Source organism: Dyella mobilis, assembly GCF_016904945.1.
Lineage (GTDB): Bacteria > Pseudomonadota > Gammaproteobacteria > Xanthomonadales > Rhodanobacteraceae > Dyella_B > Dyella_B mobilis.
In genome coordinates, this window is record NZ_JADIKF010000033.1 from 22,840 (window position 1) to 43,832 (window position 20,993).

17 protein-coding genes are annotated in these 20,993 nt (G+C 62.7%); 13 read left to right on the forward strand and 4 right to left on the reverse strand.

Annotated elements, in window-relative coordinates; genetic code table 11:
- The first annotated feature begins 98 nt into the window (after positions 1-98).
- From asnB to lysS, 4 genes are all read left to right on the forward strand, one after another.
- Positions 99-1,775 carry an asparagine synthase B gene (gene asnB, locus ISS99_RS02325; RefSeq protein ID WP_204629969.1) on the forward strand — a complete coding sequence of 559 codons (1,677 nt, stop codon included), beginning with the start codon at positions 99-101 and terminating at the stop codon, positions 1,773-1,775.
- Positions 1,776-1,916: 141 nt separating this feature from the next.
- A protein-coding gene (gene prfB, locus ISS99_RS02330) for a peptide chain release factor 2 (protein WP_204629970.1) occupies positions 1,917-3,042 on the forward strand; the annotation gives its coding sequence in 2 pieces (ribosomal slippage) (positions 1,917-1,991 and positions 1,993-3,042; 1,125 coding nt in all).
- A 24-nt stretch (positions 3,043-3,066) separates the two neighbouring features.
- A complete protein-coding gene (locus ISS99_RS02335; RefSeq protein ID WP_204629971.1) occupies positions 3,067-3,411 on the forward strand; it encodes a hypothetical protein in 345 nt (114 codons plus the stop codon).
- A gap of 104 nt (positions 3,412-3,515) precedes the next feature.
- Positions 3,516-5,033, forward strand: coding sequence for a lysine--tRNA ligase (gene lysS, locus ISS99_RS02340; RefSeq protein WP_204629972.1), 1,518 nt, complete (start codon positions 3,516-3,518; stop codon positions 5,031-5,033).
- A 203-nt stretch (positions 5,034-5,236) separates the two neighbouring features.
- Here lysS and ISS99_RS02345 read toward each other — a convergent pair whose 3' ends face one another.
- Both ISS99_RS02345 and sbcB read right to left on the reverse strand, forming a co-directional pair.
- Positions 5,237-5,923, reverse strand: coding sequence for a DUF2461 domain-containing protein (locus ISS99_RS02345; RefSeq protein WP_204629973.1), 687 nt, complete (start codon positions 5,921-5,923; stop codon positions 5,237-5,239).
- A 15-nt stretch (positions 5,924-5,938) separates the two neighbouring features.
- Complete coding sequence (sbcB, locus tag ISS99_RS02350) at positions 5,939-7,384, reverse strand: exodeoxyribonuclease I (RefSeq protein WP_204629974.1); 1,446 nt, start codon at positions 7,382-7,384, stop codon at positions 5,939-5,941.
- Positions 7,385-7,448: 64 nt separating this feature from the next.
- Between sbcB and orn the strand changes: the two genes are divergently transcribed.
- The 5 genes from orn to ISS99_RS02375 all read left to right on the forward strand — a co-directional run bounded on the left by orn (position 7,449) and on the right by ISS99_RS02375 (position 12,309).
- Positions 7,449-8,009, forward strand: coding sequence for an oligoribonuclease (gene orn, locus ISS99_RS02355; protein WP_204629975.1), 561 nt, complete (start codon positions 7,449-7,451; stop codon positions 8,007-8,009).
- 5 nt (positions 8,010-8,014) lie between these two features.
- Positions 8,015-8,920 carry a dihydropteroate synthase gene (folP, locus tag ISS99_RS02360; protein ID WP_204629976.1) on the forward strand — a complete coding sequence of 302 codons (906 nt, stop codon included), beginning with the start codon at positions 8,015-8,017 and terminating at the stop codon, positions 8,918-8,920.
- Between the two features lie 180 nt (positions 8,921-9,100).
- Complete coding sequence (gene glmM / locus ISS99_RS02365; RefSeq protein ID WP_204629977.1) at positions 9,101-10,459, forward strand: phosphoglucosamine mutase; 1,359 nt, start codon at positions 9,101-9,103, stop codon at positions 10,457-10,459.
- Between the two features lie 142 nt (positions 10,460-10,601).
- Positions 10,602-11,537, forward strand: coding sequence for an isopenicillin N synthase family dioxygenase (locus ISS99_RS02370; protein WP_204630088.1), 936 nt, complete (start codon positions 10,602-10,604; stop codon positions 11,535-11,537).
- Between the two features lie 70 nt (positions 11,538-11,607).
- The gene (locus ISS99_RS02375) at positions 11,608-12,309 is read left to right on the forward strand and encodes a VIT1/CCC1 transporter family protein (RefSeq protein WP_204629978.1); all 702 of its coding nucleotides are present in this window, start codon (positions 11,608-11,610) and stop codon (positions 12,307-12,309) included.
- Positions 12,310-12,313: 4 nt separating this feature from the next.
- Here the strand turns inward: ISS99_RS02375 and ISS99_RS02380 are convergent, their stop codons facing one another.
- The gene (locus ISS99_RS02380; RefSeq protein ID WP_204629979.1) at positions 12,314-15,238 is read right to left on the reverse strand and encodes a bifunctional diguanylate cyclase/phosphodiesterase; all 2,925 of its coding nucleotides are present in this window, start codon (positions 15,236-15,238) and stop codon (positions 12,314-12,316) included.
- Positions 15,239-15,588: 350 nt separating this feature from the next.
- Between ISS99_RS02380 and ISS99_RS02385 the strand changes: the two genes are divergently transcribed.
- Positions 15,589-16,011, forward strand: a complete 423-nt coding sequence (locus ISS99_RS02385; protein WP_204629980.1) for a hypothetical protein — start codon at positions 15,589-15,591, stop codon at positions 16,009-16,011.
- 59 nt (positions 16,012-16,070) lie between these two features.
- On the opposite strand, the gene ISS99_RS02390 is transcribed toward ISS99_RS02385, so the two are convergent.
- Complete coding sequence (locus ISS99_RS02390) at positions 16,071-16,460, reverse strand: nuclear transport factor 2 family protein (protein WP_204629981.1); 390 nt, start codon at positions 16,458-16,460, stop codon at positions 16,071-16,073.
- Positions 16,461-16,843: 383 nt separating this feature from the next.
- Between ISS99_RS02390 and ISS99_RS02395 the strand changes: the two genes are divergently transcribed.
- From ISS99_RS02395 to ISS99_RS02405, 3 genes are read left to right on the forward strand one after another with little or no spacing between them, the layout of a single operon-like run.
- Positions 16,844-17,476: a TetR/AcrR family transcriptional regulator gene (locus ISS99_RS02395; RefSeq protein ID WP_204629982.1), complete on the forward strand. Its 633-nt coding sequence runs from the start codon at positions 16,844-16,846 to the stop codon at positions 17,474-17,476.
- A complete protein-coding gene (locus ISS99_RS02400) occupies positions 17,473-20,025 on the forward strand; it encodes a PEP/pyruvate-binding domain-containing protein (protein WP_204629983.1) in 2,553 nt (850 codons plus the stop codon). Before ISS99_RS02395 ends, ISS99_RS02400 begins: the two co-directional genes overlap by 4 nt.
- The gene (locus ISS99_RS02405; protein WP_204629984.1) at positions 20,022-20,975 is read left to right on the forward strand and encodes an alpha/beta fold hydrolase; all 954 of its coding nucleotides are present in this window, start codon (positions 20,022-20,024) and stop codon (positions 20,973-20,975) included. Before ISS99_RS02400 ends, ISS99_RS02405 begins: the two co-directional genes overlap by 4 nt.
- Positions 20,976-20,993 lie beyond the last annotated feature (18 nt).

Genomic DNA, 20,993 nt, shown 5'->3' on the forward strand with positions numbered 1-20,993 from the left:
ACACACGCAAAAAGGGCCCGCCAAGTGCGGGCCCTTTTTTTTCGCCTCATCACTGCTCGACCTGCCAACCGACCACCGACAAATCAAAGGAACCCGCCATGTGTGCCATCTTTGGAATCTTCGACTTGCAGCCAGGCGACGACCTGGCTGCCTTGCGCCAACTTGCCCTGGAGCTGTCCCAGCGCCAGCGGCATCGCGGACCGGATTGGAGCGGGGTGTTCGTGGATGCCGGCGTGATCCTGGTGCACGAGCGCCTGGCCATCGTCGATCCTGCCAGCGGTGCGCAGCCGTTGCGCTCGCGCAGTGGCCATCTTGCACTGGCCGTGAATGGCGAGATCTACAACCATCGCGAGCTGCGTGCGAAGAGCCGCTACGACTTCACCACCGGCTCCGATTGCGAAGTCATCAACGCACTCTATGAAGAACACGGCGCGGATTTTCTCGGCAAGCTCAACGGCATCTTCGCCTTTGCGCTGTGGGATGGCGAAGCGCAGCGCTACCTGATTGCACGCGACCCGATCGGCGTGTGCCCGTTGTATTGGGGGCACGACGCGCAGGGCAGGGTATGCGTTGCTTCGGAAATGAAAGCCCTGGTCGGTGTCTGTGCGGACGTTGCGCCGTTTCCGCCAGGGCACGTCTATGACAGCGCCAGCGGTGAGTTGTTGTCTTATTACAGCCGCCCGTGGCGCGATTACGCCGTCACGAAAGGACAAGCACCGGCAGCAGGCCAATTACGCGAAGCGTTTGAGCAGGCCGTGCATCGCCAGTTGATGACCGACGTGCCATACGGCGTGCTGCTGTCCGGCGGCCTGGATTCCTCGCTGGTGGCTGCCTGCGCTGCACGCTTCGCCCGTGAACGCATCGAAGACGAAGATCGCAGCGAGGCGTGGTGGCCGCGCTTGCATTCGTTCGCCATCGGCCTGGAAGGTTCGCCTGACCTGGCGGCGGCAAAAGTGGTGGCCGATGCGCTGGGCACCGTACATCACGGCTTCATTTACACCTTCTGGGAAGGGCTCGATGCGCTACCGGAGGTGATCCGCCACATCGAAACCTACGACGTCACCACCATCCGTGCCTCCACGCCGATGTATCTGCTGGCGCGGCGGATCAAGGCGATGGGTGTGAAGATGGTGCTTTCCGGCGAAGGCTCGGACGAAATCTTCGGCGGCTACCTGTATTTCCACAAGGCGCCGTCCGCCGAGGCATTTCACGAGGAGACCGTGCGCAAACTCGATGCCTTGCACAGCTACGATTGCCTGCGCGCCAACAAATCGATGATGGCCTGGGGAGTGGAGGCACGCGTGCCCTTCCTCGATCTGGAATTCATGGAGGTGGCCATGGGTATGGACGCCGCGCACAAGATGGCGGGCAAGGGGCGTATCGAAAAGGCCGTGTTGCGCGAAGCGTTCGACGGCGCCTTGCCCGAGTCGATCCTGTGGCGCCAGAAGGAACAGTTCAGCGACGGCGTGGGCTACGGCTGGATCGACGGATTGAAGGCACACGCCGAACAGGCCGTCAGCGACCGCGAATTTGCCGCGGCCGCTGCGCGTTATCCCTTCAACACGCCGGCGACCAAGGAGGCGTACCTGTATCGCCGTATTTTCGAAAAGCATTTTCCGGGCGAGGCCTGTGCGGCAACCGTGCCGGGCGGCAAGTCGATTGCCTGCTCTTCGCCCGCGGCGCTCGCGTGGGATCCGTCGTTTGCCGCCATGGCCGATCCGTCCGGCCGCGCCATTCGCGACGTGCACGCTCATGCGCTGGATACCACGGCGTAAAGGGTGGCCAGGCCGGCTCTTCTTCCTGTACGGGAGAAAGCCGGCCTGGCGTGGGGCCTGGGCGGTACGGCGGCCGGTTTGTTAAGATAACTGTTTGATTCGCGCCCGCCCGGGCGCCCGCCACCTCAGGTTCAACCCACCATGATCGAAACCAATCCGATCCTTGCGCAGATCGCGGACCTCAAGGGCCGCATCGAGTCGCTTAGGGGGTATCTTTGACTACCCCATCAAGCGTGAGCGCCTGGAAGAAGTAAGCCGCGAACTGGAAAGCCCCACCGTCTGGGACGATCCGCCGCGCGCGCAGGAACTGGGCCGCGAACGCGCCCGCCTCGATACCATCGTCAGCGGCATCGACCGCATCACCGCCGGCCTCGACGATGCCGGCGAGCTGCTGGAAATGGCGGCCGCCGATGGCGACGAGGACACCGTGCAATCGGTGGTCAACGACGTCACCAAGATCGACGGCGAGGTCAGCAAGCTGGAATTCCAGCGCATGTTCTCCGGCAAGATGGACTCGGCCAACGCCTTCGTCGACATCCAGGCCGGTGCCGGCGGTACCGAAGCGCAAGACTGGGCAGAAATACTGTTGCGCATGTACCTGCGCTGGACCGAATCGCGCGGCTGGAAGGTCGAGTTGATGGAAGCCAGCGCGGGCGACGTGGCCGGCATCAAGTCCGCCACCTTCCGCGTGGAAGGCGATTACGCCTATGGCTGGCTGAAAACCGAAATCGGCGTGCACCGCCTGGTGCGCAAGAGCCCGTTCGATTCCGACAATCGCCGCCACACCAGTTTCACCTCGGTATTCGTTTCGCCGGAAGTCGATGACGACATCGATATCGAGATCAACCCGGCCGACCTGAAGACCGACGTGTACCGTTCGTCCGGCGCCGGCGGCCAGCACGTCAACAAGACCGAATCGGCGGTGCGTATCACCCACGTGCCCAGCGGCGTGGTGGTGGCCTGCCAGACCGAACGCAGCCAGCATGCCAACCGCGATCGCGCGATGAAGATGCTGAAAGCCAAGCTGTACGAGCTGGAGATTCAAAAGCGCAATGCCGAGAAGGACGCGCTGGAAGCCTCCAAGTCGGACATCGGCTGGGGCAGCCAGATCCGTAACTACGTGCTCGACCAGAGCCGCATCAAGGATCTGCGCACCGGCATCGAACGCACCGATACCCAGAAAGTGCTGGACGGCGATCTGGACGAATTCGTCGAAGCCAGCCTGAAATCCGGCCTGGACGCCGGCGCCAAGCGCCTGGATGCTTAATCACACCGAACACGGAGCCGCCGCATGAAAAGCAAGAATATCTGCACCATCCTGCTGGCGTGTTCCGTGTTCGCGTTGTCCAGCTATCCGGCCATGGCCGACCAGACCGTCAAGCAGGATGCGAAAGATGCCGGTCACGCCGTCGGCAATGGCGCGCGCGAAGTAGGGCACGGCACGGCGCACGTCGCCAAGGCAATCGGGCATGGCACGGCCAATGCCGCCAGGACCGTCGGGCATGGCACCGCGCACGCCGCCAAAGCGGTTGGGCATGGCGCTGCGCAAGCAGGGCACGGCATTGCGCACGGTACGCGCGAAGGCTGGGATGCCACTAAAAGCGCGGTCAAGGGCGTGTTCCACAAAGGTGATTGAAGGCAGGCGTTCCGCAGGGAAAACCGCGCCGCACAGTTAGGCCATCAAGCAATACAAAAAGTCTGCGGCGCCATCCACGAGCGCCGGCTGCCAACGGAATCTCCATGACTGAACCCACTGACAACCTGCCGCTCGACGAAAACAAGCTGATTGCCGAGCGCCGCGAAAAGCTCAACACGCTGCGCGAGCAGGGCATCGCGTTTCCGAACGATTTCAAGGTGGATGCCTTTGCCGGCGATCTGCAAGCGGAATTCGCCGACAAGGATACGCACACCGCCGAAGCGATCGAAGCGGCGGCACGTCGCGTAAAAGTCGCCGGCCGCATCGTGCTCAAGCGCGTGCAGGGCAAGGTCAGCTTCGTGCAGATGCAGGATTTTTCCGGCCGCATCCAGCTCTTCATTCACGCCGGCACGGTGGGCGAAGTATACGAAGCGTTCAAGGGCTGGGACGTGGGCGACATCGTCGGCGCCGAAGGCGTGCTGATGCGCACCAAGACCGGCGAATTGTCGATCAAGGTCGACGCGCTGCGCCTGCTGACCAAGAGCTTGCGCCCGCTCCCCGACAAGTTTCATGGACTGGCCGACGTGGAACAGCGTTATCGCCAACGCTACGTCGACCTGATTGTCACCGAGGAAGCGCGCCGCACCTTCGCGTTGCGCTCGAAGATCATCGGCTATATGCGCAAGTGGCTCGAAGCCGAGCCGCGCCGCTTCATGGAAGTGGAAACGCCGATGATGCACATCATTCCCGGCGGCGCCACGGCACGACCTTTCATCACGCATCACAATGCGCTGGATATCGATCTTTACCTGCGCGTGGCGCCGGAGCTCTATCTGAAGCGCCTGGTCGTGGGCGGTTTCGACCGTGTCTACGAGATCAACCGCAACTTCCGCAACGAGGGTGTGTCCACGCGCCACAACCCCGAATTCACCATGCTGGAGTTGTACCAGGCATACGCCACCTATCACGAGATCATGGATCTTACCGAGTCGGTGATCCGCGATACCGCGAAGACGGTGCTCGGCACCACCGAGCTCACCTGGGACGGAGCCAGCATCGACGTCGGCCCGGCGTTCCGCCGCTGGCGCATGGAAGATGCCGTGCTGGAACTCAATCCCGAGATCAAGCGCGAAGAGCTGCGTGATCGCGAAGTAATGGCCGCACACGCCAAGCGCCTTGGCGTGCACGTGAAGCCGGGTTACGGCTGGGGCAAGCTACTGCTGGAAATCTTCGAGAAGACCGTGGAGCACACCCTGGTGCAGCCCACCTTCATCATCGACCACCCGGTGGAAGTGTCGCCGCTTGCGCGCGAGAACGACGTCGACAAGGGCATCACCGACCGCTTCGAACTGTTCGTCAATGGCAAGGAGCTGGCCAACGGCTTCTCCGAATTGAACGATCCGGAAGATCAGGCGGCACGCTTCCAGGCGCAGGTCGACGCCAAGGATTCCGGCGACGACGAAGCCATGCATTTCGATGCCGACTACATCCGCGCATTGGAAGTGGGTTTGCCGCCGACCGGTGGCCTGGGCATCGGCATCGATCGCCTGGTGATGCTGCTTACCAATTCGTCGTCGATCCGCGACGTGTTGTTGTTCCCCTATATGCGTCCCGAGGCATAAGAACGCATCCGGGCAGATCCGTAGGCTGGGTTAGCGCAGCGTAACCCAGCAAGCGAGGAGCGAGTGGAGGGGAGTGGGAAGTAAGAGAAAGTCGAAGCCATGCCATGGTTTTTTCTTATCTCTCCCCATTCTCCACTCACTCCTAAGTTTTCGCGGTTATTGGGTTTCGGGGGTAACCCCACCTGCGTGGCAGCACCGCGAGCTTAGAAATCCAGCTCTTGCGAAGCGCACAGGTAATCGATCATCGGCGCCAGCCGTTTGTAGCTTTCCACCATAAAGGGCAGTAATTCTGCCGAGCACGCCAGCGATTCCTCGAAGCCTTCGCCTGCGGCGAAATCCTTGCGCTTCAAATCCTCGATCAGTTCGTGTTGCGGATCGAAGCCGCGCGGCGGGCGGGTCAGCGCTTCACCCCAGAATTGGAAGTGATCGCGGAAGGTCTTGCTCTGCGTTGCGCGTTTCCACGCGGCGGGATTGTCGGCAAGAAAGGCGCGAATGCGCTTTAGTGCATCCGATTCGGGATGCCAGATGCCGCCGCCGATAAAGCAGTCGCCAGGTTGCAGGTGCAGATAGAACGAAGGCGCCGGAATTTCGTGACGGCGCTCGTGGAAGAATCGCGCGCTGGCCCAGGGTTTGTAGGGCTCTTTGTCGCCTGAGAAACGTGTGTCGCGATAGATGCGGAACAGCGAGCCACCGTTCTTGCGCGGATCGGCGCGAAAATGCTTGCTGATCTTGGCCAGCGGCGCCTGCATGTCGGTGATCAGCTGCAGGAACGGATCGCGGACGTCCTTTTCGAATTCGGCCTTGTGCTTGAGAAACCACTCGCGGTTGTTGTTGCGCGCCAGCGCGCGCAGGAACTTGAAGGTGGCAGGCGTGAAATAGGTGCTTGGCATGAAGGAGTCCGTGGGTCAGGCAGCAATGCCGGCGTCGGCGGCGAGTTGCTCGCCCCATGCCTGCAACTGGTCGAGCAGGGCGGATTTGTCGCTGCGCGCAGGATCGCCGCGCAACGCTTGGAGCTGTTCGAAGTAGCTGCTTAGCGTCAAGGTGGTCAGCGGTGTGGAGCGCGTCAGCCGTTCGACGCGAAATTGCTCCCAACGTTCGCGCTCGTCGGGTGACAGGGTTTCCGGCCAATTGCGGGCACGATAGCGGAATAGCAGTTCGGCGTAGCGTGGATCGCGGAAAGCGAACGGGTGTTGTCCCAGCTGCGCCGGTGGCGTAGAACGCACCTCGCGCAGCAGGCGTTTGTCGGAGTCGGGCAGAAAGCCGCTGTACAGCGCCAGCTCGGGATCTTCCGGCGGCGGCAGGTTGGCGGCTCGCTGGAAGATGCGGCGCAGCTTTTCGTTCAACCCCGCGGCGGTGCGTAACGTGTCGGCGTGCGCAAGGCAGCGATCCAGGTCCAGTTGCAGGCGCCCCATATCGACGCCCTTGAGTACCGACAGTGGTGCGAGCGCGGGCGAGCGATTGGCGTGCACGGTGCGCAATGGGATTCGTTCCACACCTTCGGGAAGGTCGGCGCGGGCGGTAAAGATGCGGTCGGCAACGTCGTCGGCATCCAGTGCGAGCAGGTCGGCCGGATCTTGCGCCAGGTCGTACACGATCACTTCGCCCGAGCGGCTGGGGTGGATCGCCAGCGGGATGATCACCGCCGTGCAATGGCGGCTGGCCGGGTAGCGCGAAGAGACGTGCACCAGCGGGGTCATGCTGGCGACATCCAGCAGTTCGAACACACGCTGCTTGCGGCGCAACGCGTAGTGCCAATCCCACAGGCGAGGCTGGCGCACGCGGATCAGCCGGGCAAGGCCGATCAGTGCATGCACGTCGGACAAGGCATCGTGCGCGCGCTCCTGTTGCAGATGATTGGCGCTGGCCAGATGTTCCAGCTTGAAGCTCGGCGTGCCGTCTTCACGCGTCGGCCACGCGATACCTTCGGGCCGCAGGGCTTCGCAGGTGCGGACCAGATCGATCAGGTCCCAGCGCGAGTTGCCGTTTTCCCATTCGCGCGCATAGGGTTCGAAGAAATTGCGGTAAAACAGCTGGCGCGAAAATTCGTCGTCGAAACGCAGCGAGTTGTAGCCCACGCCGCACGTGCCGGGGGCGCCGAGCTGCTCGTGCACCCTTGCGGCAAAATCGGCCTCGGTCAGACCATCGTGCTCTGCCTGCTGGGGGGTGATGCCGGTGATCAGGCAGGATTCGGGGCTGGGCAGCGCGTCGCGCGGCGGCTTGCCGTAGAACATCACCGGCTCGTCGACGATTTCCAGCTCCAGGTTGGTGCGGATACCGGCAAATTGCACTGGCCGGTCCCGCCGCGTGTCCGTGCCCAGGGTCTCGTAGTCGTGCCAGAAGAGGGTCTGCATGGGCGGATCATCGCATGAGGAGCGTCCTATAAGCTCTGTTAAACTGCCCGCTTCGGGAGGACGCATGAGTCAAGCCAACGAAGACAACCTCATCTGGATCGATCTGGAAATGACCGGTCTGGATACTGACAACGATTCGATTCTCGAAATCGCCACCATCGTGACCAACAAGGACCTGGCCATCCTGGCCGAGGGTCCGGTTTTCGCCATCCATCACGAGGTGGAGCGGCTGGAGGCGATGGACACCTGGAATCGCAATCAGCATCGCCGTTCGGGATTGTGGGAGCAGGTCATCAACGCCACGGTCACCCACGCGCAGGCCGAGCAGGCCACGCTGGAGTTCCTCAAGGCGTGGGTGGTACCGGGCAAATCGCCGATGTGCGGCAACTCCATCTGCCAGGACCGCCGCTTCATGCATCGGCAGATGTCCGCGCTGGAGCGTTTTTTCCACTATCGCAATCTCGACGTGTCTACGCTGAAAGAGCTGGCGCGCCGTTGGGCACCGGCCGTCGGGCGCGGGTTCAACAAGGATTCCGCGCATACCGCTTTGTCGGATATCCGCGACTCCATCGACGAACTGCGTTATTACCGCCAGTTCATGGGGCCGCTGGGCGGCTTGGAGTAACCGGCATGTCGACGGATCTGTTCGCCACCGTGCTCGATTGCAACGGACGCCCGTTGATGCTGGACCGCCCGCGCGTGGTCGGCATCGTCAATGTCACGCCCGATTCCTTTTCCGATGGCGGCCAGTTCGCCGATACCGACGCTGCGGTGAAGCACGGCCTGCGCCTGGCAGAAGAGGGCGCGGACATGCTGGACATCGGCGGGGAGTCGACGCGTCCCGGCGCGAGCGACGTTTCCGTCGAGGATGAATTGAAGCGGGTCATCCCGGTGATCGAGCAATTGGCCGCGCGTACGTCGCTGCCCATTGCGATCGATACCTCTAAGCCGGAGGTGATGCGCGCCGCCGTGGCCGCCGGTGCCGGCATGATCAACGATATCTATGCCCTGCGCCGCGACGGTGCGCTGGATGCGGCAGCCGAATTGCGCGTACCGGTCTGCCTGATGCACGTGCAGGGCGAGCCGCGCACCATGCAGGACGCGCCGCACTACGACGACGTGGTGGGCGAAGTGCACCGTTTCCTCACCGACCGCCTGTTTGCCTGCGAGCTGGCCGGTATCGACCGGCGCAAGGTCATGGTCGATCCAGGTTTTGGCTTCGGCAAGGACCTGGAACACAACCTGGCCCTGCTTCGCCGGCTCGAGCGTTTCAGCGGCCTGGGCAGCGGCATCTACGCCGGGCTGTCGCGCAAGTCGATGATCGGTACGCTGACCGGCCGCAAGCACCCTGCCGAGCGCGATGCCGGGTCGGTCGCCGCGGCCCTGATCGCGGTTCAACGTGGCGCCCAAATGGTTCGCGTTCACGATGTGGCGGCTACCGTGGACGCCCTGAAGGTGTGGCATGCGGTGCAATCGGGTGACAAGCCCGACCGGCGCGACGAGCCGAAGATGCCGCGCTGGCCTGATGACGATTGAGTGAGTTTTCTGCTTCCTCCCGCCCGAGGTCCGAAGATGGCTTGATCGGGCAGGGCCATCGGGGGAGGAAAAGCTCCTCGGGCTCTTCGATCTTTTTTTGGAACGTCGGTTGCCCCATCCCGACCCCTCTCGCCTGCAAGAGAGGCGCAGAATAAAAACAGCAGCGAGGCAGGACAATCCATGACCCAACGCAAATATTTCGGTACCGACGGCATTCGTGGCCGGGTAGGGCAGTGGCCCATCAGTGCGGATTTCATGTTGCGGCTCGGGCGCGCGCTCGGCGTAGTGCTTCGGACGCAAAAGAGAATGCCGGGCCGTCCGTTGGTGCTGATCGGCAAAGATACGCGCGTTTCCGGCTACATGTTCGAATCGGCCCTGGAAGCAGGTCTTGCCGCTGCGGGTGTGGACGTCCGCCTGTTCGGCCCGATGCCGACCCCAGCCGTGGCCTTTCTTACCCGCAGCCTGCGCGCCGACGCGGGCATCGTGATCAGCGCCTCGCACAACCCGCACTACGACAACGGCATCAAGTTTTTTTCCGCGTACGGCGAAAAGCTGTCCGACGAGATCGAAGAAGCGATCGAGCGTGAAGTCGAAGCCGAGTTCACCACCGTGGATTCGGAATATCTGGGCAAGGTCGTGCGGGTGACTGACGCCGTGACCCGCTATGCCGAATTCTGCAAAGCCACCGTGCCGGAAGATTTCAGCCTGTCCGGTATGAAGATCGTTCTCGACTGCGCCCACGGCGCCACGTATCAGGCTGCCCCGAAGGTGTTTGCGGAACTGGGCGCCGAGGTACACGTCATCGGCGACCGGCCGGACGGCTTCAACATCAATCGCGACGTCGGCTCCATGCATCCGCATACGCTGCAGCGCGCGGTGCTGGAGCATGGCGCCGACATCGGTTTTGCCTTCGACGGCGACGGCGACCGCGTGCAGATGGTCGATCGCAACGGTGTGATCGGCGATGGCGACGACATGCTCTACGTGCTGGCGCGCAGCTGGCAACGGCATGGCACCTTGACGGGGCCGGTGGTCGGCACCTTGATGAGCAATTACGGGTTGCAGCTTGCGCTGGCGAAATTCAACGTCGAACTGGTGCGCGCCAATGTGGGCGATCGCTTCGTGCTACAGCAGCTGAAAGAACGCGGCGGCGTGCTGGGTGGCGAAACATCCGGACATCTGTTGTGCCTGGACCGAGCCACCACCGGCGACGGTATCGTGGCGGCCTTGGCGGTGCTCGAAGCCTTGCGGCTGGACGGCCAGGATCTGGTCGATGCGCGCCGCGGGTTGCACAAACTGCCCCAGGTCATGATCAACGTGCGCGCCGACGGTGCCCGCGAAGCCTTGAACAGCGATGCCGTGCGCGACGCGCTGGCCCGGACCGAACAGGCCCTGGAGGGGCGCGGCCGCGTCGTGCTGCGCGCTTCCGGCACCGAACCCCTGGTCCGTGTCACGGTGGAGGCGGCAGACGAGGCGGAAGTCAGGCACTTGGCAGAACAACTGGCCGGTGTCGTAAAATCCACAGCCGAACGCTCGTGAACCAGTAGCGCCGCCTGATAACGGGCTGGCGCTGCACCCAGGTCCCCAGGTCGCCAAGGAACAGGCCCGACGTGCACCGCCCCTGCGGTGGCGGAACACCATCGACCGCACGCCAACCTGTGGAAATATTATGGACACGTCCCTGAAGAAGGTTCCGACCCTCGACATTCGCCGTTACGACACCGATCGCGAGGCCTTCGTGGCCGAGCTGGGCGCCGCCTATCGCGAATTCGGTTTTTGCTGCATCAGCGGCCACGGCATCACGGCGCAACTGATCGACGGTGCCTACGACGCATTTCAGCGCTTCTTCGCGCTGCCCACCGAAACCAAGATGAAATATCACATCCCCGGTTCCGGCGGCGCGCGCGGCTATACCCCTTTCAAGATCGAAACGGCCAAGGACAGTCGCTATCCTGACCTCAAGGAGTTCTGGCACATCGGTCGCGAAATCGATCGCAATTCCAGCTTCGCCGAGGTGATGCCGCCGAACATCTGGCCGGCCGAAGCGCCTGGCTTTCGCGAGTTCGGCTACGAGCTGTTCGAGTCGCTGGATCTGCTGGGCAACCGCGTACTGCGCGCCCTGGCCTTGCACATAGGCTTGCCGGAAACCTGGTTCGACGACAAGATCGACCAGGGCAACTCCATCCTGCGCCCGATCCATTACCCGCCGATCCAGGCGGAAAACATTCCCAATGTGCGTGCGGGAGCCCACGAAGACATCAACTTCATCACCTTGCTGGTCGGTGCCAGTGCCGAGGGCCTGGAAGTGCTCACGCGCGAAGGCGAGTGGCTGCCCATTACCACCGAGGGCGACGCCATCGTGGTGAATATCGGCGACATGCTGCAACGCCTGACCAATCACGTTTACCCGTCCACCACCCATCGCGTGGTGAATCCGCAGAATGCCAACGCGCGTAAACCGCGATACTCGGTGCCTTACTTCCTGCATCCGAACCCGGACGTGATGCTCGACCCGCTGCCGCAGTGCATTTCGGCGGACAACCCGTGCCGCTATGACACTCCCATCAGCTCGCACGAGTACCTCATGCAGCGGCTGCGTGAAATCAAGCTGATCTAACTACCGCAGGTTGGGTTGGCGCAGCGTAACCCAACACGTTCGTCGCAATGCTGCTCCACGGAATCCGCGCATGGCTGCCAAGCATCATCACACCGAAAAACACTTCACCGCTTCGGACGTCGTGCGTGACCTGGTCATCGGCATGGCCGACGGCCTTACGGTGCCTTTTGCCTTGGCCGCGGGCCTTTCCGGTGCGGTGGTGGCCAGCCGCGTGGTGGTGGTGGCCGGCGTGGCGGAGATTGCTGCGGGGGCTATCGCCATGGGCCTGGGCGGCTACCTGGCAGCACGTGGCGACGCCGACCACTATGCGGCCGAGCGCCGCCGCGAACTGCGGGAAGTGCGTGAGCTGGCGCGCGAGGAAGAGCGCGAGATCGTGCAGATATTTGCGCAGTACGGGCTGGACCACGAAGCGTGCAAGCCCGTACTCGCCCACTTTCATCAGGATCACGAAGCCTGGGTGGATTTCATGATGCGCTTTGAGCTGGGCCTGGAAAAGCCCGAGCCAGGCCGTGCCTTGCGCAGCGCATTGACCATTGGCGGGGCTTATATCGTCGGCGGCCTGGTGCCGTTGGCGCCGTACATGCTGATCGAAGGCCTGCAGCCGGCATTGCGCGTTTCGGTCATCTGTACGTTGATTGCCCTGGGTTTGTTCGGCGCGGCCAAGAGCCGCTTCACGGGCATAGGCATGCTGCGAGGCGCCATGCAGACGATGTTCGTCGGCGGCCTGGCGTCCGCGGCGGCGTTTCTGCTTGCGCGCTGGATCGGCGGCTAGGGCGTTACAGCCATTGGTCGATCGGGGCTGGGCGTCCCAGCAGGTAACCTTGCCCCATTTCGCAGCCCATGCTGAGCAGCGTATCGAATTGCGCCTGGGTTTCGATGCCTTCGGCGATCACCTGGATATTCAGCGCATGCGCAAGCGCCAGGATGGCGGCGACCACGGTGGTGCTGTTGACGCTGCCTTCCTTGTCGAGTTCGTGCACGAAAGCGCGATCGATTTTCAGCATCCGCAGGGGCAGCGAATGCAGATAGCTCAGCGATGAATAGCCCGTGCCGAAGTCGTCGAGCGCGGCACCGACGCCGGCGCTGCGCAGGCGGTCGAGCATGGCGCGCACGCTTTCGGGATTGTCGAGCAACGCGCCTTCGGTCACCTCCGTGACCAGCCTGGACGGCGCCAACCCGGTGCGTTCCAGCATTTTCAGAATGCGCGTATCGAAATCGACGTGGCGAAGGTGCAATGCCGAAACGTTGAAAGTGATAAAAGGCTCGGCGGGCGCCTTATGCGAGAGCAGACGGCAGCTGAGTTCGAACAATCGCCAGTCGATCGCCTCGATCAGGCCGCTGTCCTCGGCAATCTGCACGAAGTCAGAGGGCTTGAGCAGGCCGCGTTGTGGATGGTTCCAGCGGATCAGCGTTTCATAGCCGACGATCTTGCCATCGGCGAGCCGGAAGATCGGCTGGAAATAGGGCTCGAATTCGTTTTGGCGCAGGGCCTTGCGCAGTTCGCTTTCCATGGTCAGTACATCGACCATGTCCTTGGCCAGGGCCTCGTCGAATACGGCAAAGCGCTTGCGCCCCAGTTGTTTGGCCTGATACAGCGCCATGTCGGCGTCGCGGATCAGTTCGTCCGCGTCCAGATAGCTGGAATCGCCGCAGGCGATGCCTACGCTGACCGAAGGTTCCAGTTCCTTGCCGGAGATGCGCAGCGGCGCCGCCACCGCCTGCAGCACGCGGTCGGCGATGGCCGTTGCCGTGGCGGTTACCTCGATATCTTCCAGCAGGATGGCGAACTCGTCGCCGGAAAGCCGCGCCACCATGTCCGGTTCGCGCACGTGCGCCAGCAGGCGCATGGCGATGGCTTTGAGGAATTCGTCGCCGGCCAGATGGCCCAGGCTGTCGTTGATGACCTTGAATCGGTCGATATCCAGGTACAGCAGCGCGCAACGGCGATGCGGCTCGTGCTGGATCGCGCCAAGCACCGAGTCCAGGCGCTCGCGTAAATAACCGCGGTTGGGCAAGCCGGTCAGCGGGTCGTGCATCACCTGGTGATGCAGTTGCTGTTGCATCTGCTCGCGGCGGACGATTTCTGCACGCAGTTCGCGTGTGCGCTCCTCCACCCGGTGTTCCAGGCGCAGGTTGGCCAGGTGCAGTGCCGCGGAAGAGCGGCGCCGGTAAATGCTGTTGGCGATCTGCAAGGCGACGAAGCCGAGCAGCTCTTTGTCCGCGGCACCGTAGGTGGCACTCGCATCATAGGTCTGCACGACAATCACGCCGATGGTGGCCTCGTCCACCTTCAGCGGTACGCCCAGCCAGCAGGCGCAGGGGTTGCCGATGCTGTGCGGAACCACTTCGCCGCTATGGGTGAGGGCGACGATGTCGGCGCGGGTGCCAGACCACGCCTCGCCCAGGCGCAGCACGTATTCGCTGAGTCCGCGGCCCACCGGGCGGCTGAGCACGTGGTGCACGCCGGCATCGATGTAGTAGGGAAATTCCAGTTTGGTGCGATCGTCGCTGAGCAGGGCGATGAAGAAATTCCTGGCATCCAGCAAGCGACCGACCACGGTGTGGACGCGCTCGTAGAACGTGTTCTCGTCGATATCGGCGGTAGCCAGCTGGGCTACCTGAAACAAAGCTTCCTGCAATTGCTCCGCGCGATGCCGTTCGCGTACTTCCTGGCGCAGGCCGCGATTGACCTCGGCGAGTTCTTCGGTGCGCTGGCGTACGCGCCGTTCCAGTTCGTCTTTGCTTTCCTTGCGCTCAAGGGCGGTAAGGATGTGGCTGCCGACGAATTCGAGCAAGGTCAGTTCGTCGCGCGAATAAACCAGGCCGGTGTTATAGCTCTGCACCACCAGGGCGCCGTGCACCTTACCGTTGTGCTGCATCGGCACGCCAAGCCAGTCGTCGCTGTCGGGGCCGGCGAGGATCAGCGGTCCGTTGACCTGTTCCAACAGCTGGTGATCGTCGCCCATCAGCGGCTTGCCCTGGGTAAGCAGGTACCAGGTAAGCGTGTGGCGGCGATCTTCGAGCCGGATCTCGCGCGTGGTATCGGGCTGGTTTTTGTCCTTGATGTCCGCGTAATACAGGAAACGCATGGTTTCCCGTTCGGGGTTGTAGCGCACGATGAAGAAATTCTCGGCGTACATCAGCCCGGTGACGATGCGGTGGATTTCCCGCAGCATGTCCGGCATCTCCAAGTTTGAACCGGCGAGGTCGGAGATCGCGAACAAGGCGCGCTGCAGGTTTTCCGAATGCTCCAACTGGGCGTGCGAGTCGTACAAGTCGGCCAGTTTCATGGCGTGGTAAAGCTGCCGCACGCCCAACTGCAGATAGGGACTCATCGCCGCAAGCAGCGCCTTGGCGGCCTGATCGCCGCTCAGGCTCAGCACCAGGACTACGCGCTCCTGGCTGAGCAAAGTCAGCGCATAGTGACGCCCTTCCTGGGAGTAAACACCTTCGCCGGCCTGCAATGCCGCGTTGGCCAGTTCGAGCTGGGCCGGGTCGGATGGACTCGGAGCAGGGGCGTGTCCGCCGTAGGGATTGAGCCAGAACACCTGCGCGCGAACGCAGCCAGGCTGCTCTTGCGCCAGTGCTTCGATCAGGCTGCCGACTTCCTCAGGCGTGGTGGCTTCGATGAGGCGGCCCAGCCACGCCGTGTGTTCCGGCTCATGGGCGGTGCGAGTTTGGATAGGAAGAGTCCGGCTCATGGCCACCTAACTATCGTGATACCGCCTATAAATGAGTAGTCGTCGTGCAGAAAACGTGAAATCCCGGCAAGCAAAAGGTGAACACCCCGGAGACGCCACCTTTTTATCGGTTGACGTCCGCCTGGCCTTGAGCTGCCTCGGCTTGAACGGATTGGTGGCTTCCCCCTGGCTTGCGGGCCCAGCATAGCGTGAATTGCAGCCGTTTGAGCAAGACCGGGCTGGCGCGCCTGGCCCGGGCAGGAAGCCAATTCAGGTCTTTTTTTCGGGGCAAGTGGCTCTTGGCTCCCGCTGGCGCTCTAAGAAGATAAAGCACAGCTCGGAGCACCGAATTCACGGAGCCGGAGGGTGTCATGAAAACGGGATTGGCCGCAGTTGCCGCCACAATCGCTCTTGCAGGTTGCGTTACCACGGGGGGCAAGGTTGTCGATAAACAAGTCTTGTCGGCGCTCAAGCCGGGCGTTTCGACGATTGACCAGGTCAAGACCAACCTGGGTCAGCCTTTCCAGGACACCAGGGAGCCGGACGGTACCGAGCAGCTGCAGTACATAAGCAAGGTTCGGAAGGTCAATCCGGACGTGCGCACGATCGGCTCCAACATTCCCAGGCAGATCGAGGAAAACGTTTCCGCCTTGCTGGTATTCGACCAGACCGGCCATTTTCTTCACGCTTGGACGACCGACAAGACCGTGGACGAAAACGTGCCCGGCAATTTGGGCAAGGTGCAGCAAGGTGACATTAGGCGAGGCGGCGCATTCAGTCGAGGCGGCGGGTGAAGCGGCATTGGATGTGCGTGCGGTGGCCCGCACGATAGACCTTTATCACGTGTGCGGCTTCATTCCGCTACGACAGTGCCCTGGTGATAAACGATCTTCCATCCCTGCGCCGTGCGGCGCCACAGGGTGGCGCGGCGCGTGATGCGTTCGCCTTGTCGCAGCACGTAGGTAAGCAGATAGTTGTCCGCCGCAATCTCGCGGCAATGGAAGTCGCTGGTTTCCCACGTATCTTCCACGGGATGTCGGGAACGCTCTTCCAGCACGTCGAGCACGTAGCTGCGACTGTAACGGCGGCCCGATGCACCGACCTCCCAAAAGTCGGCTTCGGTCATGGCTTCGAAATCGGCGCGGGTGGTACCGAACTCGGGGCGATGAAAAATCGGCTCGCGCCGCTTCAGTTCATCCAGCACGGGTTGCACGTGCTGCGCGGTGATCGGATCGGATTCCATGGCTTGTCGATGTACTCCCTGCATGCACGAGAGAAAGTTGGACGTTGCTGCGCTCATTCCAGCGCAAGTCGGCACACAGTTTCGCATCCACAAAAAAAAGCCGCCATTGCGGCGGCTTTGGCGGGCGAAGGACCGGGGGCAGGGGAACCCACCGGCGTCTGGGATATCGCCCTTGAGACTATTTTTCTCACAACGAATGTGATGATGGCGCAAAGAAAAAACTTGGCTTGAATGCAGCAAGTCGTGAGGGTGTCGTGAAAGAGCGCGTCGTTGGCGACGTGCATCGCGAATGCAGCGGCCTGGATCGCCAGAGTCCCGGTTGGCTTGCACTCAGTATTTGAACGTCGTATATTTTTATACGTCGTATAAAAATATGGTGCGGCATGACCAAGGCAGACAGCCGGCCCGCAGCCGGCCGCCGCGAGCGCAAGCGGCAGGAAACGGCCGACAAACTGGGCGTGGTCGCGATGGGGCTGTTCGAAATCCATGGCTACCAGGAGGTGACCATGGAGCAGATCGCCGCTGCTGCCGACGTGGCCAAGGGCACGCTCTACAACTACTTCCCGGTCAAAGAAGCCCTGCTGGCTTATCAGTTCCGCCGCGAAATCGCCGCCGGCATGGCGGCGGTCGCCAGCGAGCTCGGGCGCAAGCGCAGCTTTGCCTCGCGCATGCGCTTTTTGCTCGATGCCTCTGCCGAATGGAATGCGGCGCGGCGCGCCTATCTGCCGCATTACCTGCGCTTTCGCCTGATCGAGATCGATCCCGATGCGCGCCGTGCCGCGGATGAGGATCAGCAGAGCGGTGTGAACCGCATCCTCGAGCAATTGCTTCTAGCCGGTCAGCAGCAAGGAGAAGTACGCGGCGATCTGGATGCGCACGAGTTGGCCGGCACGTTCGAGGTGATGTGCTTGGGCGCCGTCATGGCGTGGCTGCATCACCCCGAGATTGACCTGAAGCAACGCTTTGCGTTGGTGCTGGACGTGTGGCTGCACGGTATTGCCGGGAAAAAAGCATGAGCGGCATGATTCTGGATTGGTCTGCTGCGCGAGAGGCGGGTGCCGCATGCGCCGGTGGCAAGGGTTGGCAATTGGGCGTACTCGCGGATCTAGGCTTGCCGGTGCCACGCGGTTTTGTGATCGCCGCCGAAGCCAGTGCAGGGCATCGTTGTGGCGATCCTCTGCCCGCACCGGTGATGGATGCCTTGGCCCATGCGTTGCAACGCCATGGCTGGATCGATCAACCGCTGGCGGTGCGCTCTTCGGCCGTGCAGGAAGATTCCGGGTACGCGTCATTTGCGGGCATGCATCGGTCGTGCTTGAACGTGCGCGGGCTCGATGCCGTTGCACGCGCCGTGCAGCAAGTGTGGGATTCGCACGGTTCTCCTGAAGCGGTGGCTTATCGCCAGCGCCTGGGCATCGTCGACCGCGTTGCCGCCATGGCCGTCGTGGTGATGCCGCTGTTGCCGGCGGTGGCATCGGGCATCGCGTTTACCTGCGACCCGTTGTCGGGCCGGCGCGATCAATGGCTGATCCACGCAAACTGGGGATTGGGCGAAGCGCTGGTCAGCGGACAGGCGGATGGCGACGAGTATCGGTTGCAGGAAGCGGGCGACGACGCGCGACTGGTTTTGATTGACCGGCGCGTGGGCGGCAAGGCACGTTTCAGCGCAGCCGCTGAAGCAGGCGGCACGGCGCTGCAGGACACGCCGGCGCAGCAAGCAGCTCAAGCCGTGCTGAGTACGGATCAAGTCATTGCGTTGGGCGAGATCGTACGCGAGGTCGCCAACGTGCTCGACTACGCAAACCCTCATTACGACGTGGAATGGGTATGGGATGGGCATCGCCACTGGGTGGTGCAGGCGCGGCCGGTGACCGTGACCGGGCGATATACCTATTCGGCCCTGGCCGGTCAGCCGACCATCTGGTCGCGCGGCAATTCGCGCGACGTGGTCCCCGATCCGCTGTCGCCGATGGATGTCAGCCGCACCACATTCGAGCGCATCCTGACCCGTACCACGGCGCTGGCCGGTTACCCGACCCTGCCGGGGATTCAGCGCATCGCCTTGCACGCCGGGCGGATCTACTACGACGCATCGATCATGCAATGGGAGGCTTTCGACGCGTTTGGCGCCGAACCGAAAGCCATTAACGAATTGCTCGGCGGGCACCACCCGGAGATTGCCGTGCCTGCGCCAACCTTGAAGCAGAAGCTCAAGCGCTTGCAGTACAGCTTGCGTTTTATCCGGCGCATCACCGGCCCGCGGCTTCGCGCGCATCGCCTGATCGCCGGCGTGCGCAAGGATGCGGCCGAGCGGCTGATGCAAAGCCTGCCACCCGATAACGCGGCGTTGGCATCCGGCTTGCGCGAACAGATTGCGCGCATGCGCGGTGCAGACGATCTGTTTTTACTGTGGGCGGCGGGCAGTGCGCTTTATGCCTTGCTTGATGGGATCGAGAAATATTGTCCCGGCGAAAGCCACGGGCTTGCCGCGGCCTTGATGGCTCGCGGCAAGCCCAGCGTCACGGCAGAGCAGGGCTATGCCTTGCTGGAGTTGTCCCGTGTTGCGGCAACCGATCCGGCCGCACGGGCGTGGCTGCAGAGTCAGGATCTGGTCGCTTCCGAATGGGCGCAACAATTGCCGCCAGACAGTGCATTTCGGCGAGCCTTTGAAACGTTCATGCGCGAATACGGCCATCGCGCCATCTACGAGAGCTATCTGCGCAATCCGCGCTGGCGCGAATCGCCTGGCTATCTGCTGCAAAGCATCGTCGGCCTGATGGGCTGCGATCCGGCAGCGGGGCGCGAGCGTCAGCAACAGGCGTGGATGGCTGCGCGTAGACGCCTCTCCAAGGCGCTGCCGTGGCATTTCCGGTTGCTGCTGCCGATCTTGGTGCGTTTCGCAACGGCTGAACGCAACATCCGCGAAGCCTCGCGCAGTGCCTATGTTGCGCAATTGGAAGTGGCCCGGCGCTTGACGCTTGCGCTGGCGCAGCGCATGGCTGCGCGCGGATGGACGAACGAGGACGATATCTTCAACCTCACCCTTCCGGAATGGCTTTCGCTGGCGGAGGGCCGTCTGCCGATCGCCGTTGCAACCAAGCGTGCAGCGTGGCGCCGTGCCCAGCTTGAAGTCTTTGCCGCCCATCCGAAGCCGGAAGTGATCATCGAAAAGGGCGGCATGGCCTTCGAGCAACACGCGCCGGATATCCAAAGTGCTGACGCCCACGTGTGGAGTGGCATTGCCGTCGGTGGTGGCCGCGCCACGGGAGCGGCGCACGTCGCGCACGAGCCCGGTGAAGCCTTGGGCATGCCGGTCGGTGCGGTGCTGGTCGCGCCCTCCACCGATCCGGCGTGGACACCGCAGTTTCTGAAAGCCGGTGCGCTGGTGATGGAGACGGGCGGCTACCTGTCGCACGGTGCGATTGTGGCGCGCGAGTTCGGTATTCCTGCAGTGGTCAATCTGCCCGGCATCCTGGGCCACATCGAGAACGGCGACGTGCTGGATGTGGATGGCAACCGTGGCCGGGTGTATCGCTTGGCGGCAGAAGGAATGGTGGCTGGATGAACGTGGCAATGACGGCCCTTGCGGCGCTAATTCTTTTGCTCGCCACACTGGCACTGCTTACGTGGTGGATAACCCGGCAGGCCGAACGCCAGGCGCCGCCGATAGGGCAATTCGCCGAAGTAAACGGTGCGCGGCTGCACTATCTGGACCAAGGCAGTGGACCCGCCATCGTCGCGTTGCACGGCGTAAACGGCAATCTGCGCGATTTCTATCGACTGATCGACCGGCTTGCCGAAAACCATCGTGTCATCGCCATCGACCGTCCTGGTTGTGGTTATTCGGTGATGCTGTCCGGACCGCAACCGCCGTTGCGTGCGCAGGCGTCATTGGTGGCTGCACTGATGGACCGGATCGGTGTGCAAGAGGCGACCGTGGTCGGGCATTCGCTAGGCGGCGCCCTGGCGCTGGCGTTGGCGCTGGATCATTCCAAGCACGTGCGGTCGCTGGCGCTGATCGCTCCCTTGAGCCAGGCAAAGCTGGCCGTCCCTAGGTTGTTCAAAGCTTTTCAAATGCCGCCTGCGCTGCGGCGTCTCATTGCGTATACCTCCGTGACGCCAGTGAGCCGGCTGGTGCAGAAGGCCGCTTTGACCTGGAGCTTCGCGCCCGATCCGCCTTGCTACGACTATCTGGTGCAAGGCGGCGGCGTGCTGAGCGTTCGCCCAGGCAATTTTCTCGCTGCCGCTGCCGATATCGCGAGCGTGCGCGGCGAACTGCTGCAGATGGTGCCGCGCTATGGCTCTTTGAACATGCCCGTGCACATCATTTTCGGCAGGCAGGACGCCTGCCTGGATGGTTCGATACACGGAGAGCGCCTGGCCGAATCGATCCCTCATGCGAAGCTGCGGTTGATCGATGGCGGACATCTGATCACCGTTGCGGCGGCCGATGCGGTATACGAGATGATCCGGCAAGCGGCACGCGAGGGATACAGCCCCGCCGATGATGGCTAGGTCAGTGCTGGTAACGAA

Bases quoted from the DNA above. Each gene is read 5' to 3' on its own strand.
- asnB (WP_204629969.1), top strand. From the start codon at position 99: ATGTGTGCCATCTTTGGAATCTTCGACTTGCAGCCAGGCGACGACCTG.
- ISS99_RS02335 (WP_204629971.1), top strand. From the start codon at position 3,067: ATGAAAAGCAAGAATATCTGCACCATCCTGCTGGCGTGTTCCGTGTTC.
- lysS (WP_204629972.1), top strand. From the start codon at position 3,516: ATGACTGAACCCACTGACAACCTGCCGCTCGACGAAAACAAGCTGATT.
- ISS99_RS02345 (WP_204629973.1), bottom strand. From the start codon at position 5,923: ATGCCAAGCACCTATTTCACGCCTGCCACCTTCAAGTTCCTGCGCGCG.
- sbcB (WP_204629974.1), bottom strand. From the start codon at position 7,384: ATGCAGACCCTCTTCTGGCACGACTACGAGACCCTGGGCACGGACACG.
- orn (WP_204629975.1), top strand. From the start codon at position 7,449: ATGAGTCAAGCCAACGAAGACAACCTCATCTGGATCGATCTGGAAATG.
- folP (WP_204629976.1), top strand. From the start codon at position 8,015: ATGTCGACGGATCTGTTCGCCACCGTGCTCGATTGCAACGGACGCCCG.
- glmM (WP_204629977.1), top strand. From the start codon at position 9,101: ATGACCCAACGCAAATATTTCGGTACCGACGGCATTCGTGGCCGGGTA.
- ISS99_RS02375 (WP_204629978.1), top strand. From the start codon at position 11,608: ATGGCTGCCAAGCATCATCACACCGAAAAACACTTCACCGCTTCGGAC.
- ISS99_RS02380 (WP_204629979.1), bottom strand. From the start codon at position 15,238: ATGAGCCGGACTCTTCCTATCCAAACTCGCACCGCCCATGAGCCGGAA.
- ISS99_RS02385 (WP_204629980.1), top strand. From the start codon at position 15,589: ATGAAAACGGGATTGGCCGCAGTTGCCGCCACAATCGCTCTTGCAGGT.
- ISS99_RS02390 (WP_204629981.1), bottom strand. From the start codon at position 16,460: ATGGAATCCGATCCGATCACCGCGCAGCACGTGCAACCCGTGCTGGAT.
- ISS99_RS02395 (WP_204629982.1), top strand. From the start codon at position 16,844: ATGACCAAGGCAGACAGCCGGCCCGCAGCCGGCCGCCGCGAGCGCAAG.
- ISS99_RS02400 (WP_204629983.1), top strand. From the start codon at position 17,473: ATGAGCGGCATGATTCTGGATTGGTCTGCTGCGCGAGAGGCGGGTGCC.
- ISS99_RS02405 (WP_204629984.1), top strand. From the start codon at position 20,022: ATGAACGTGGCAATGACGGCCCTTGCGGCGCTAATTCTTTTGCTCGCC.